Origin of the sequence: Dolichospermum sp. UHCC 0352 (assembly GCF_009711925.1) — a bacterium.
Taxonomy (GTDB): Bacteria; Cyanobacteriota; Cyanobacteriia; order Cyanobacteriales; family Nostocaceae; genus Dolichospermum; species Dolichospermum lemmermannii.
In genome coordinates, this window is record NZ_VIKY01000181.1 from 1 (window position 1) to 13,859 (window position 13,859).

Consider the following 13,859-nt stretch of genomic DNA (forward strand, 5'->3'; position numbering starts at 1 on the left):
ATCTTCCAAATGCTTCGCCCCTACTAACAACTGACAACTCACTAATTAGAAATTATCTGGAGACATATCTGCTCCCCCACCTTCACCATCACGCTTAGAACCTAGTAATTCTAGTTGCTCGACATTGATCACTGGACTAGAACGGCTAACTCCGCTTTGGCGATCGCTCCAGGAATCAAACCGCAAAGAACCTTTAACGCCTATTTGTTTGCCTTTCCGAACATAATTACCCGCAACTTCCGCAGTTTTTCCCCATAATTCTAAGTTAAACCAGTCTGTATGTTCTCCCTCACGGGTACGACGACTGACTGCTAGAGTCAATCTACATTTAACTTTACCCGAATCAAAAAACTTCATGTCAGGATCGATGCCTACACGGCCAATAAGAGTGACAACATTAATGCTCATGGCTTTTATTTCTTAGTAACTTTGTATTGTACTATTCCGGATTCTATAATAACTAATTGTGAAAGTATTGAAAATATGTTAGAATCCCAACAGTTAACTCACACAAAAATTCAAAAAATACTTGACATTAAAAAAAATATACGGTTATACTGACTGACCATGAAAAAATAGAACATAAGATTCGTGAAACTAAAATCAAGATTGACAAAAGCTAGATAAAAAAATAGTCTAGGTTACTGGAGTCAGGCAAGCAAACATCATGGAATCTATCATTATTAACTTTTATCTTTGTAGTTATTAAGTATCGCAAATAAGGGGCAAAGAGAAGCGTGGATCTTTTCAGAAATTTTCGTCCATCATGGGATATGGGTATCGACCTTGGTACAGCCAATACCCTAGTTTATGTGTCTGGTAAAGGAATTGTCCTGCAAGAACCTTCTGTAGTTGCCATTGATCAAAATCTCAAGGTGGCACTGGCAGTGGGAGAAGAAGCCAAAAAAATGCTCGGACGGACACCAGGCAATGTAATTGCCCTCCGTCCCCTGCGTGACGGTGTGATTGCTGACTTTGACACGGCTGAATTGATGCTAAAAAGCTTTATTCAGCGGGTAAATGAGGGAAGATCGCTGATGCGTCCCCGCATTATCATTGGCATTCCTAGTGGTGTCACAGGAGTAGAAAGACGGGCTGTCATGGATGCAGCCAATCAAGCCGGAGCGAGGGAAGTATATTTAATTGATGAACCAGTTGCAGCGGCAATCGGTGCGGGACTGCCAGTTGCAGAACCTACGGGTAACATGATAATTGATATAGGTGGTGGCACAACAGAAGTAGCGGTATTAAGTCTTCAGGGTACAGTAATTAGCGAGTCAGTCCGCATTGCTGGAGATGAACTAACTGAAGCGATTACTCAGTATATGAAGAAAATTCATAATCTGGTAATTGGTGAACGGACTGCTGAGGATATTAAGATTAAGATTGGTTCTGCCTATCCGACCGCAGATGATAATGATAGTGTCATGGAAGTCCGGGGCTTGCATTTACTTTCTGGATTACCCAGAACTGTAAGCATCAAAGGCCCAGAAATTCGGGAAAGTATGGTAGAGCCTCTAGCGGTAATTATCGAAGCAGTGAGACGGACACTAGAACGGACACCTCCAGAACTGGCAGCAGACATTATTGATCGCGGGATCATGTTGGCAGGAGGTGGTGCATTACTCAAAGGTCTGGATACATTAATTAGTCATGAGACAGGTCTTGTGACTCACATTGCGGCAGACCCTTTAAGCTGTGTAGTGTTGGGAACAGGTCGTGTATTAGAAAACTTCAAACAATTGGAGAGAGTATTTAGCGGGCATTCCCGTAATATGTAGTAGGAATATATGGGTTCTGTATTTATTCATAAGACCTCGCGGTAAGTGGGAAACGAGCGTGGCTTGGCTCCCAACAGAGGGAAGCGACACGAGGGATTTTAATCCCTGTGGTATGCTAGAATGAAATCGTGAGTAAGAACAATAAACATCTACGTGTTGAAACATCCTAGTACGGAGAAATCCCGGCTCATAAGAAACAACGGTTAGGTTCAAGTCCTAGCGGCAGTATGACAAGAAAGAGCAAGTAATGGCAGGTTGTGGAGCGTACCGCATCTTGGCTTAGTGATGGACTCACAAAAACACTGAAAACAATAAAAGTAAGCGCAATTTCGACACCTTGATTGGTGGTTGTATTGAGCGTCTAGGCGGCGTTTGACGGTCGCAGCGAGATTAGATTAGGCTAAACCTTTAATCTAATTCTGTCAGTAGAATCTCAGTGGCTGTCTTCCCTGAGAGTGTCAAAATTATAGAATCCATTAGACAGCTTCGGTAAATATTGTAGAGACGTTCCATGGAACGTCTCTACAAGGGTTTTAGGTCACGCATATTTAATTTCCGGAGATGTCTATTGTTTTCAACAGAAGTATAGGGAAGTTGAGGGATAATGATCACGGAAAGTCTTACTAAGGAGTATAGATTAAATAAAGTACAAAATTAGGGTGTGTAAAGCTCTGCGAGCATGGCTACGCTAAAGCAAAGCGTAACGCACCATTTCCGGTTAAATCAGAATTGCAGGTGATTAAATTTGCGTTCCTAAGCAATATTTTTGCAACTCCTGAATAATTTATAAAAAATATATACAGGTATGTTTATGTTTACTTTAAAGCGCTGGTGGGAATATAAGGGATTACAAATAGGGTTATTGGCCTTAGTTGTAGGTAGTGCTTGGACAATCAGAGAAACAAAAGGGGCATTATTACGCGAAATCTATCAAGGAATCACCATTCCATTACAGATGGTGCAGTCAGGGACGATTCCTGAGCAAAGTATTAAAGATGCAAGATTTTTAGAATTACAGACTCGCATCGTCGATCTAGAAAGCCAAAATGAAAAATTAAAAAGTTTACTGAGTTACGTAGAAAAAGAAACCTTGCCACAGAAGCCAATTATAGCAAGGGTAATTGGACGGAGTGCAGATCATTGGTGGCAACAGGTAATTTTGAATCGGGGGACTGCATCAGGCATTCAAGAAGGTTCTATTGTTAAAGCCGATGGGGGATTAGTGGGTTTAGTAGAAAGTGTGACGACTAATACTAGCAGTGTATTGTTGGTTAGTGATTTAAAAAGTCAAGTGGGTGTAACTGTCAGCCGCACATCAGCTAAAGGAGTTTTGCAAGGTGATGCTTCCGCTGAAGGGGTGTTAGAGTTTTATGAAAAAGTGCCTAATGTTAAAGTAGGCGATTTAGTTTCCACATCTACTTATAGTCAGAAGTTTCCCGCTGGTTTAGCCATAGGTAAAATTAAGTCCTTGGATTTAAAGAAACTCCCGGCATCAATCGCTAAAGTTGAGTTATTTCCGCCAATTCGGTATTTAGATTGGGTAACTGTTTATCCTCAACCAGAGAAACAATATTTAGAAACTCCGAATCTGACGAAATGATGGACAAGGTTAATTAGTGTAAATGACTCAAATCTACCACTCGCACCAGGCTGCTTTTCTAATTTGCCAACAGAATCTGATTTTTTGGTTAAGCTAGATATAGGTTCTGGGGCGATATTGTTGTACTGACTAGTTTAAGTACAATACTTATATTGATTCAGAACCCTGTTCGACTGCTAAAAACTGCAAATTTAAGACTTAAATGACCATCTTATCCCTTTTTCACCCATCCTTTAATTTTTATCCAACTCATATCAGTATATTCATTGTATAAAAACTCTGTACAGATACATTCCCATATTTACGCAACTGAACCCACCCCTGTGATCGCAGATCAGGTTAGTTGTCATAAAAATTTATATTCGGAGTCATCAAATTATTCAAACTACTTTCATAGAGTATTCTTCAAATTTTAGGTGTCCATCTAGGATATCCTAGATGCGTATCCTCAATAGTCTTCTCTCCTGAAGCATTGATAATCCTCTGAAATCATCCCTACAGTCGATGAAAAAATCTATTGATGAAGATCAGCCCATTCCTTCTCCAGAATCCTATCCCGTACCTCTTTAGGAGTAAAATTGAATATCATCTAGTTTACAATCCTGTTACTAGGTCAATTTTATTGGTAGATTTTGATCAGACAACATATTTACAAGTCCCGGAGGTGAAACAAGTTAAATAATTCGGATCTCAACTGGGATATTTTGTCCAAATTTTGGCTTTAAAAGAGGTAAGATAATGGCTATACATAATTATGTACCTTAAAGATATTAGCGAAATTACCACTTGATAATTGCTATAATCTATTCTTCCCTCTAACATTCTTATCTATTATTTAGGTGTAAATTTTTATGGGTTCTCCAATGAATCGTCTGTCTATTTTTGTAGACGGAAACAATATGTTCTATGCTCAACAAAAAAATGGTTGGTTTTTTGACCCCCGACGGGTTTTAGAATATTTCAAATACGAACAGTCAGAAACTACATTAATCAATGCTTTCTGGTACACTGGATTAAAAGACCCACAAGACCAACGGGGTTTCCGAGATGCACTCATCAGTTTAGGATATACAGTTCGCACGAAAATCCTCAAAGAGTATTATGATGATGCTTCCGGTCGTTACTCCCAAAAAGCGAATTTAGATATTGAAATTGTCGTTGATATGTTTAATACGGTAGATCAATATGACCGAGTTGTATTATTCAGCGGAGATGGTGATTTTGAAAGAGCTATCGAACTATTACGCTCAAAAAATACGCATATTACAGTAGTATCAACTGAAGGAATGATCGCCAGAGAACTACGTAATGCTACTGATAGATATATAGACTTGAACGATATAAGAGAGAGAATAGAAAAAACTGACGGTTAACTTAGCTTAGTATTTATTTACACATCTCAAAGTTAAAAACTCTCATTTCACAGTTTCAGCTATTTTATCAAAAAAGAATTGAGGAATTAGAAGTCAGTGATGAAAATAAATTCTATAGGACTGACAAATCAAGTCACATTTGATTAATTCTAATTCCCTTATGTTCTTTTATTGGGTCCACTCTCAAAATTAAAAGAGGTTAAGCTAATGAGCAAACAAGCCGATAGAATTATCATCTTTGACACCACATTGCGTGATGGAGAACAGTGTCCAGGAGCAACTCTCAATATAGACGAAAAGCTAATTATTGCCAAACAACTAGCACGTTTAGGAGTAGATATTATTGAGGCTGGTTTTGCTTTTGCTAGTCCTGGAGATTTTGAAGCAGTTAGCAAAATTGCCCAAACTGTGGGAACGGAAAATGGTCCGGTAATTTGTAGTTTGGCCAGAGCCAGACATGATGATATTAAAGCCGCAGCGGAGGCTATCAAACCTGCTGCTAAAGGCAGAATTCATACTTTTATTGCTACTTCTGATATCCACCTGCAATATAAGTTAAAAAAGACCAGACCGGAAGTAGTTGCCATTGCGGAAGAAATGGTAGCCTATGCCAAAACCTTCACCGATGATGTCGAATTTTCTCCTGAAGATGCCGGACGATCTGATCCAGAATTTTTGTATGAAGTTTTGGAAAGAGCGATCGCTGCTGGAGCAACAACTGTTAATATTCCTGATACCGTAGGATATACCACACCCAGCGAATTTGGGGGCATCATTAAAGGCATTACCGAAAATGTCCCCAACATTGACAAAGCCATTATTTCCGTTCACGGCCATAATGATTTAGGTTTAGCAGTTGCTAACTTTTTGGAAGCTGTGAAAAACGGCGCTCGGCAATTAGAATGTACCATTAATGGCATTGGGGAAAGAGCCGGAAATGCAGCTTTAGAAGAATTAGTCATGGCTTTGCACGTCCGCAGACAATATTTTAATCCCTTCTTGGGACGCGCTGAAAATTCGGAAGCATCACTCACGAATATTGACACCAAACAAATCTATAAAACCTCCCGTTTGGTTTCCAATTTAACGGGAATGTTGGTGCAACCAAATAAAGCCATTGTCGGTGCAAATGCCTTTGCTCATGAATCTGGAATTCACCAAGATGGAGTATTGAAAAACAAACTCACTTATGAGATCATGGATGCCCAATTGATTGGTTTATCGGACAATCAAATAGTATTGGGTAAACATTCTGGCAGAAATGCTTTTCGTACCCGCTTGAAAGAATTGGGCTTTGAACTATCAGAAAATGACCTAAATAAAGCCTTTGTTAGATTTAAAGAAGTAGCGGACAAAAAGAAAGAAATCTCTGATTGGGACTTGGAAGCTATTGTTAACGACGAAATCCAACAAGCGCCAGATTTATTTAAGGTAGAGTTGGTACAGGTTTCCTGTGGTAGTAACGCTCAACCTACTGCTACTGTAACTCTTCGCACTCCCGACGGAGAAGAATTAACTGATGCAGCCATTGGTACAGGTCCAGTAGATGCGGTGTACAAAGCCATCAATCGGGTGGTGAATGTACCGAATGAATTGATTGAGTTTTCTGTGCAATCTGTCACCGGGGGAATTGATGCTTTAGGAGAAGTGACAATTCGCTTGCGCCATGAATCCCGTGTATTTTCAGGTCATGCAGCCAATACAGACATTATTGTGGCATCGGCTCAGGCTTACGTAAATGCACTGAATAGACTGGTTTCAGCTTTACAGCAGGAAGTGAAGGAAGAAGTCACAGCATAGAAAATGTAAATAGTTTTTGATTTTTTCAAACCACATTAATGTGGTTTGATTTTTTTATGCGTATGAAGTTAGATTTCAATTATTAAAATAGTTCAAGTTGCTGACTTTTAATTTTATATTTTTGTCGGGTTAAATTATATTTATCTACAATATGTTCTGGAATGGGAACTTTATCAAGATTACGAGGCTCAACTTTAATTGCTCCAGAACCATAGCTTTTGCCTACAAGTCTGAGATTTTGAATTGTCTCAGGATCATTTAAAGCCTCACAAAGATTAGCGATATATAGTTCATCATCATAAATAGGATAAATACACAAAAAACTTGTTAATGGAACAACACCAGCCTCATTTTTAATGAACCTAGAATTGCGTCTACCAAGATAAGCAAATAATATGGGTGGCACTTCTCTATGTTCCATCTTATACCACAATTTACGTTGTTTAATCAGGGGACGGTCAGGCAGACCTAATTTTTCACCTTCTTGAAGATAGTTAGCAACTGATTCAGGGATATTATCATTACTATTTATTGAAAGTAAAATTGTGGGACGATTATTTTCTTCTAATTTTTTGATATCTTCAATAGTTAATTTATCTCCTGTTACATCTTTTGTCCGTCCAATTGCGAGTTTAAGAAATTCTTTAGGAATTGCCAGTTCTTGTACCTGCTGTGTTGTTAAAAAAAAGAAATCATTCGCTCCTGTGGCAATACCACGGATCACTTTTGCAAAATCATTAAGATGATATTTAAAATCACAATTATTTTGTTCAGGTCTTGATAAACCTGTGGCTAATGCTTCTTTTAAATCTCGATTATTAATTTCCAGAGTTATATGATTTGTATCTTTAAAATCCGATTTAACAAAATTAAAAAGTTCCTCATTGGCTTCATTTGCCTTGATCCATTTAATTATCTGGACAGGTTCAGATTTCTTGATCAAAAAAATAATCGCATTGGTATCAACCTTTGGGAAAGGTGTGGCATTTTCATCAAATGTCACAACACATTCAAGACAATAATTTTTAGTAATCCATTGCCACAGTTTTTGAGCAAAAATCCCTTCACAAGTATCAGCAGGCATTATAAAAGCTAATCTTCCGTTTTTATCAAGTAAATTTAACGCCTGCACAAAAAAGTAAATATGATAACCTGCTCTACCATCAATTGTAAAACCTGTAATTTTTATAAAAAGCTCTTTTAGAAATTGTTTCATCTTTTCATCAATTCGGTGATGTCTGATGTAAGGTGGATTAGCTATAATTGCGTTAAACTTTTTCTGTGGAGGGTTTTTGATAAAATCACGTAATTCTACAAAGCAACTATTTTTTTGATAAATTTCATCTTCTAAAATATATTCATCTATATCAATCCCATAATAATTAATAGAGGGATTTATTTGTAATAAAGCATTTAAAAAAGCTCCTTTTCCAGTAGCAGGATCAAACACCAAATTTGTGTCTTTTGCTATATACGAAACCATTGCTTTTGTCACCCATTCTGGTGTCCAGAATTGACCTTTATCACGTAATTTTTCTCTTTCTTGCCAGTTATTAGGTAGTTTTTGGTGAATCATAATTTATTAAAGGTTATTGAGAATTTTTAAAGCATCTTCGTTAATCTGAAGTGAGCCTCCTACAAATTTTACATAAGGCAAAATATGTCCATTTTTATCTTCGATATAATTAGGTACTAAAGTGGGTCGCTCTGTTGAAATTCCTAGAGGATAAGCATAATGATAATAAAATTTATAAATGGCTTTTTTAGTTGTTGCTCCACCTGGAGCTTGAAAGGTTTGAATTGTTGGCTCAATTAAACCTTCTTTTACAAGGTGTTCAGCTTGATCAAGAGATAACCCGTAAGCTTTATCAAAAAAAACGTGCCAAATGTGGATAGGGATTTTATTTTCTATTTGCCATTTATGTAATGGAATCCGGTCTTCTTCTTTAATAATTACTGTAAGTTCAATGTTTTCTTTCGATACTGATAAAATTTTTTCAAAAGGGTGCATTGATTATACCTTTAAGTCAAAAATTATGTTTACTGGATTTTACACTAAATCTTTGTTCATAAAAATTTAATCCAGTAGGAATATGATTATTACCATACTTTACTTGGTTGTGTAAATAACTTTCGTAAAATTTAGATAATTTTTTAGTATATATCCAGTACATTACCTCTGCTCCTTGGAATCGTAAAGAAATACAACGTCCACCACGATATAAAGGTGTAGGTACTGCATTATTGAGATATGCACGACTCAGAAGTGTAGAGTTAGGTTATGGTGGAAGAATTGGACTGCATTCACTTCCGACTGCGGAACGATTTTATGAAAACCAAAATATGCTCAATCTTGGTATTGATGAAGAATACGAGAATCTTACCTATTTTGAATATGGTATGTTACGACTACAAAAATGATGCGCGAAATTATTATGAATAATAACCAAAATTTAGCTGAAGCTATTGATTTACTTTTTAACCCAGCATCTCTCCAAGCAGCAATTCAAATTGAAGATGAAACCGACTGCGACGTAACAGCAGGATTAGATTGGGGTTTAGCAATTCCTGCTTTATTACAAAATCCTGGAATGTTTGGAAGAATGACACAGTTGCGCGTATCACTCAACCGAGAACTGCGGTTACTCCTAAAAGAATGGAATTTGGGTATAGCAGAAAAAACAGCAGTAGAAGTAGCACAAAAATGCTTGATTCAAAGACTACAATTACCCCAACCTGTGGCTTTATCAGCACTGCAAGATATTTTAAAACAAGATGAATTATATAATGTTGAAGAATTTATATCTAATCGAGATTTATTAAAGTCGCTTTTGAGCATTGTATTATTAGCTAGTGATTGGGAAGAAATAGCTGTATCTGCTGCAAAGTCAGTACAAGAACAGATAATTTATCAAGTAGGAATTAATCAGATTTCTGCATAAAAATGAATTTCTTCCTTTGCGTCTTTGCTCCTTTGCACCTTTGCGCGAAACAAAAACACTAGTTCATTTACCTAAAAATAGCTATAAAAAGGTGCGTTTCTTAACGCACCCAAAAAAACATTAACTGTCAGTTTTCATCTTCCAACCTGGCTTCACAACCTGACGACTCCGCGCAATTACCAAAGAATCATCAGGGACATCTTCTGTCACCGTTGAACCTGCGGCTATGTACACATCATTTCCCACAGTAATAGGTGCAACTAAAACACTATTAGAACCGGTTTTGGTGCGATCGCCTATAATTGTTTTATGCTTCTTCACACCGTCATAATTAGCAGTAATTGTCCCCGCACCCACATTTACCTGAGTTCCCGTTTTTGTATCACCTAAATATGATAAATGTGCTACATTAGTGCGATCGCCTAATTGGGTATTTTTCAACTCCACAAAATTACCAATTCGACAATTAGCACCCACCTTAGCATGACCACGTAAATGGGCATAGGGTCCAATTCGAGTTTGAGATTGAATAATACTATCTGTAACTACAGAATAGAGAACAGTGACATTTTCACCTAATTCACTATTTTCAATTAAACTCCCCGGACCAATGCGACTACCAGCTTGAATTATCGTTTTTCCGCGCAAATGAGTTTGCGGTTCAATAATCACATCTGGTTGTAATTCCACCGTTTCATCAATCGTAATACTGGTAGGATCTATTAGCGTTACACCTGCTAACAACCATTTTTCCTTAATCCGTCTTTGCAAAATATCGTTAGCTGTTGCTAATTGCAATCTATCATTAATTCCCAAAATTTCTTGGTAATCTTTCACATCTACAGCCATTACCTTACCAACCTGAGTTACAGCGTCAGTTAAGTAATATTCTTTTTGGGCATTATTTGCTTCTAATTGAGGTAAAAACTTTGCTAAATCTGGCCAACGGAAACAGTAAATACCAGCATTCACGCGGTCATTTTCTCTTTGGGTAAGAGTGCAATCTTTGTCCTCAACTATTTTTTGGACAATACATTCACTGTTACGAAAAACCCGTCCGTAACCTTGAGGATTTGACAATTGTGCGGTGAGGATAGTACAAGAATTTTGATTTTCTTGGTGAGTTTGTAAGAGGTTGTTTAAAGTTTCCGTCCGTAATAAAGGGACATCACCATTTAAAATCAATAAATCCCCAGTGTAACCTTCTAAATGGGGAAGCAATTGTTGGATAGCATGACCTGTGCCTAATTGTACAGTCTGTTCCACAAACTCCACACCATGAATTGCATTCATAGCCGTTTTTACTTCTTGGGACTGATAGCCAACAATTACTAATCTGCGTGAAGGTAAAAGGGGTTCAGCACTTTCAATAACGCGTTCGACTAAAGATTTACCACCTAAAGAATGTAAAACTTTAGGCAGATTTGATTTCATTCTTGTGCCTTTTCCTGCCGCGAGAATTGCTACAACAACCATAGTTATATATCAGTAAATTTGCGATAAATGCTGTTTTGATTTGCTCCCTTCCAGGTCAAATCATATCAGTTAATCATCTGTAGTGGGAGTCTTCTGGAGATTTTAGATGAAAAAGAACCCATCCCACTGTTAGCGGGAATAGTCTCAATTAATGAGAATACCTTAACAAGTAAGCGATGTATCCAAATTTCGATATTTCTTTTTCGGCACAAACTCGATATACTGACTTCAATCGGCATAAATTAAATATATGAACGTTGAAGAAGCATTACAAATTTTAGATACAGTTGTCTTTAATAAAGTTAACAGACACTTGAAAGATGTGGAGATAATTATCCTGAAAGGATCTTGGCAAGGTCTAAATTATGATGAAATTGCCAATAATGGAGGTTATACAGCCAAATATCTCCGCCAAGATGTAGGTTTCAAATTGTGGAAATTACTTTCAGAAGCATTAGGAGAAGAAGTTAATAAAACTAATTTTCGTGCAGCAGTTGAACGTTCGCATCTTAACAATAACAACATTCTACAAACAGAATTACATCAAAATATTTCTAATCCCATCAAAAATGAATTTTTACCAGAATACCCAAAAGGTTCAGTTCCTCTAAATTCTGTATTTTACATCCAACGAAATCTAATAGAAGAACGTTGTTATGATACAATTCTCCAGGCTGGTTCTCTAATTCGGATTAAAGCTCCAAATCAAATGGGTAAAACCTCCCTACTTGATAGAATTATCGCTCACTCAAATCAGCAAGGTTATCACACAGTAAGATTAAATTTTTTACAAGCAGAAGCAACCGTTTTTAATGATTTAGATAAATTTTTACGCTGGTTCTGTGCTTATGTTGGTCACAAATTAAAATTACCTTCTTTATTAAATGAATCTTGGGATGAATATAGAGGTAGTATTATTAATTGCACTACATATTTTGAAGATCATATTTTAGCAGAAATCAATAATAATTTAGTTTTAGCATTAGATGAAGTAGATAGAGTTTTTCAATATCCTGAAATTTCCCAAGGTTTTTTTGCCATGTTACGAAGTTGGCATGAAGAAGCTAAAACTGTAGATATTTGGGAAAAATTACGATTAGCTGTAGTCCATTCCACCGAAAATTATGGGTCATTAGATATCAATCAATCCCCCTTTAATGTTGGCTTAGTAGTGGAATTAACAGAATTTACCAAAGAACAAATAAAAGTTTTAGCCCACAATCATCAACTTGATTATAATCAAAATCAATTACAGCAATTAATGTCTCTAGTTGGGGGACATCCATATTTAATTAGATTGGCACTTTATCATCTAGCACTTGGGGATATAACTTTAGAAAATTTATTGCAAAATGCGCCAACAAATGCCGGAATTTACGAAGAACATTTGCGGCGATTTTTGCATACTTTTAAAATTAATCCTCATCTAACTCAGGCATTCCTAGAAGTAGTTACGGCTCAAAAACCTGTAAGCGTAGAAACAATTTCAGCATATCAACTTTACAGCATAGGATTAGTAAAGAGAATAGGAGATAAATTAACACCAAGTTGTCAGTTATATCAACAATATTTTCGAGAACATTTGCAGAATTAAAATCAATATTTGTATTCGTGAAATTTTTTCCTAACGTCTTCTATTTGCACAAGATAAAGGATAACGTTTGCCTCTCCAGGTAGTCCAACCGATAGCCCGACCTGATTTAACATTGTATCTCAAAAACCAGTTATCTTGTTCTTGACCTAAATAACGAATTGAGAGAGATGTTGAATTTGCAGAACGTTTTGCTAGTGACACCCATGCACTACCATTATCACTGAACTGTCCTACAACCTTAACACCTGATGTAGTCCTACAGACATCACCATCACACTGAGTTTGCGGGTCATCAACTACAAGCCACTGCATTTTGGCATTACGACCATCAATATTACAATCCCATGAGCCAAAATACCACTGAGTGACCACCTGTGAGGCATTAGTTGTACCAATGTTGGTGAACAATATTGAACTAACAGCCACAGTAAAAATGTTAGTTAATAAGCCTTTGGTAAGTAAGTTGTGAGTTTGACGTAATTTAATTAATGACATGAAATATCTCCAATATTTTATAGCAGTGAATATTTTATGAAAGTCAACTCTATTCATTAGATATTAGGAAAAAAAGTAGTTTTGATTGACGAACAAGATTACCCTACCGATAGAGAGGATTGAAAATCCTAAATGACGCATCCTGTGCAAATAAATCGCTACCATCTGAGCGTTCTACCCACAACTCAAAATTCTTGTGTCGGATGTAGTGTCCAGGAAAATTGAGAGATTCCAATGTCCAACGAGCATCATCACCAAAGAGTCCACCTTTAATGCAAAAAGTAGCATCTTCCCTAAAAAGCTGCTGATTGATCATCCTTGACAACAGCAGTCGGAAATTTTCGTGTCTCAAGAAATGACCTGGAAAGTTTACAGATTCAAATGAAGAGCATTTGCTATTTGCTAATCCCCGAACAATTTTGAAACTTGCGTCTTTTCTTCCGAGTTCGTTATTAATTGGCTCTATGTAGCCCAATAAATTTCTGTGGCGAATATAGCGATCAGGAAAGTTATACGAACGAAAAGACTGAACTTGACCGTACAAACTTTTATATTGGGCATAAACGGAAGATGATGATGTTAGCACAATCCCACAGACTGACAAACCTAAAGTTGAAATACTCAAGAATCTTTTTAGTAGGTTAAATTTCATGATTGTTCCAATTTCCTATTAATTTGAATTATGCTTTGAAGTTTGATATTGGCGATTCCCTCTAGGAATACGCCGTAGGTATTATGGGGCGCGGAAAATCTCTCCACCGGTGCTAACGACCCAAGGACTACCGCTAGAGTCAACAG

General features: G+C 37.0%; 12 protein-coding genes and 1 pseudogene. 7 read left to right on the forward strand and 6 right to left on the reverse strand.

Annotated features, from left to right (window positions below; translation table 11 throughout):
* Window positions 1–45 precede the first annotated feature (45 nt).
* Entirely contained in the window at window positions 46–408 is a 363-nt protein-coding gene (locus FJR06_RS12490; RefSeq protein ID WP_015079692.1) for a single-stranded DNA-binding protein, read from the reverse strand.
* Window positions 409–773: 365 nt separating this feature from the next.
* Between FJR06_RS12490 and FJR06_RS12495 the strand changes: the two genes are divergently transcribed.
* From FJR06_RS12495 to FJR06_RS12510, 4 genes are all read left to right on the forward strand, one after another.
* Window positions 774–1,781 carry a rod shape-determining protein gene (locus FJR06_RS12495; RefSeq protein ID WP_041457858.1) on the forward strand — a complete coding sequence of 336 codons (1,008 nt, stop codon included), beginning with the start codon at window positions 774–776 and terminating at the stop codon, window positions 1,779–1,781.
* A gap of 811 nt (window positions 1,782–2,592) precedes the next feature.
* Entirely contained in the window at window positions 2,593–3,381 is a 789-nt protein-coding gene (gene mreC, locus FJR06_RS12500; RefSeq protein ID WP_015079694.1) for a rod shape-determining protein MreC, read from the forward strand.
* Window positions 3,382–4,232: 851 nt separating this feature from the next.
* Window positions 4,233–4,754, forward strand: coding sequence for an NYN domain-containing protein (locus tag FJR06_RS12505; RefSeq protein ID WP_015079695.1), 522 nt, complete (start codon window positions 4,233–4,235; stop codon window positions 4,752–4,754).
* 207 nt (window positions 4,755–4,961) lie between these two features.
* Entirely contained in the window at window positions 4,962–6,554 is a 1,593-nt protein-coding gene (locus FJR06_RS12510) for a 2-isopropylmalate synthase (protein WP_015079696.1), read from the forward strand.
* Window positions 6,555–6,636: 82 nt separating this feature from the next.
* Here the strand turns inward: FJR06_RS12510 and FJR06_RS12515 are convergent, their stop codons facing one another.
* Together FJR06_RS12515 and FJR06_RS12520 are read right to left on the reverse strand one after the other, a co-directional pair.
* Window positions 6,637–8,130 (reverse strand): Eco57I restriction-modification methylase domain-containing protein, encoded by a 1,494-nt coding sequence (locus FJR06_RS12515; RefSeq protein WP_168651540.1) that lies wholly within the window; start codon window positions 8,128–8,130, stop codon window positions 6,637–6,639.
* A 6-nt stretch (window positions 8,131–8,136) separates the two neighbouring features.
* Window positions 8,137–8,565, reverse strand: coding sequence for an AccI family restriction endonuclease (locus FJR06_RS12520; protein WP_254434425.1), 429 nt, complete (start codon window positions 8,563–8,565; stop codon window positions 8,137–8,139).
* Between the two features lie 143 nt (window positions 8,566–8,708).
* On the opposite strand from FJR06_RS12520, the pseudogene FJR06_RS12525 reads away from it, so the two are divergent.
* A pseudogene (locus FJR06_RS12525) lies at window positions 8,709–8,975 on the forward strand (GNAT family N-acetyltransferase); the annotation flags it as partial.
* Between the two features lie 14 nt (window positions 8,976–8,989).
* Window positions 8,990–9,496 (forward strand): hypothetical protein, encoded by a 507-nt coding sequence (locus tag FJR06_RS12530; protein ID WP_168651541.1) that lies wholly within the window; start codon window positions 8,990–8,992, stop codon window positions 9,494–9,496.
* A gap of 120 nt (window positions 9,497–9,616) precedes the next feature.
* Here the strand turns inward: FJR06_RS12530 and glmU are convergent, their stop codons facing one another.
* Window positions 9,617–10,972 carry a bifunctional UDP-N-acetylglucosamine diphosphorylase/glucosamine-1-phosphate N-acetyltransferase GlmU gene (gene glmU, locus FJR06_RS12535; RefSeq protein WP_168651542.1) on the reverse strand — a complete coding sequence of 452 codons (1,356 nt, stop codon included), beginning with the start codon at window positions 10,970–10,972 and terminating at the stop codon, window positions 9,617–9,619.
* 250 nt (window positions 10,973–11,222) lie between these two features.
* On the opposite strand from glmU, the gene FJR06_RS12540 reads away from it, so the two are divergent.
* Window positions 11,223–12,566, forward strand: a complete 1,344-nt coding sequence (locus FJR06_RS12540; protein WP_168651543.1) for an AAA-like domain-containing protein — start codon at window positions 11,223–11,225, stop codon at window positions 12,564–12,566.
* A 30-nt stretch (window positions 12,567–12,596) separates the two neighbouring features.
* Here FJR06_RS12540 and FJR06_RS12545 read toward each other — a convergent pair whose 3' ends face one another.
* A complete protein-coding gene (locus FJR06_RS12545) occupies window positions 12,597–13,061 on the reverse strand; it encodes a DUF6006 family protein (RefSeq protein ID WP_168651544.1) in 465 nt (154 codons plus the stop codon).
* 103 nt (window positions 13,062–13,164) lie between these two features.
* A complete protein-coding gene (locus tag FJR06_RS12550; RefSeq protein WP_015079705.1) occupies window positions 13,165–13,713 on the reverse strand; it encodes an AbfB domain-containing protein in 549 nt (182 codons plus the stop codon).
* Window positions 13,714–13,859 lie beyond the last annotated feature (146 nt).

Bases quoted from the DNA above. Each gene is read 5' to 3' on its own strand.
- FJR06_RS12490 (WP_015079692.1), bottom strand. From the start codon at position 408: ATGAGCATTAATGTTGTCACTCTTATTGGCCGTGTAGGCATCGATCCT.
- FJR06_RS12495 (WP_041457858.1), top strand. From the start codon at position 774: ATGGGTATCGACCTTGGTACAGCCAATACCCTAGTTTATGTGTCTGGT.
- mreC (WP_015079694.1), top strand. From the start codon at position 2,593: ATGTTTACTTTAAAGCGCTGGTGGGAATATAAGGGATTACAAATAGGG.
- FJR06_RS12505 (WP_015079695.1), top strand. From the start codon at position 4,233: ATGGGTTCTCCAATGAATCGTCTGTCTATTTTTGTAGACGGAAACAAT.
- FJR06_RS12510 (WP_015079696.1), top strand. From the start codon at position 4,962: ATGAGCAAACAAGCCGATAGAATTATCATCTTTGACACCACATTGCGT.
- FJR06_RS12515 (WP_168651540.1), bottom strand. From the start codon at position 8,130: ATGATTCACCAAAAACTACCTAATAACTGGCAAGAAAGAGAAAAATTA.
- FJR06_RS12520 (WP_254434425.1), bottom strand. From the start codon at position 8,565: ATGCACCCTTTTGAAAAAATTTTATCAGTATCGAAAGAAAACATTGAA.
- FJR06_RS12530 (WP_168651541.1), top strand. From the start codon at position 8,990: ATGAATAATAACCAAAATTTAGCTGAAGCTATTGATTTACTTTTTAAC.
- glmU (WP_168651542.1), bottom strand. From the start codon at position 10,972: ATGGTTGTTGTAGCAATTCTCGCGGCAGGAAAAGGCACAAGAATGAAA.
- FJR06_RS12540 (WP_168651543.1), top strand. From the start codon at position 11,223: ATGAACGTTGAAGAAGCATTACAAATTTTAGATACAGTTGTCTTTAAT.
- FJR06_RS12545 (WP_168651544.1), bottom strand. From the start codon at position 13,061: ATGTCATTAATTAAATTACGTCAAACTCACAACTTACTTACCAAAGGC.
- FJR06_RS12550 (WP_015079705.1), bottom strand. From the start codon at position 13,713: ATGAAATTTAACCTACTAAAAAGATTCTTGAGTATTTCAACTTTAGGT.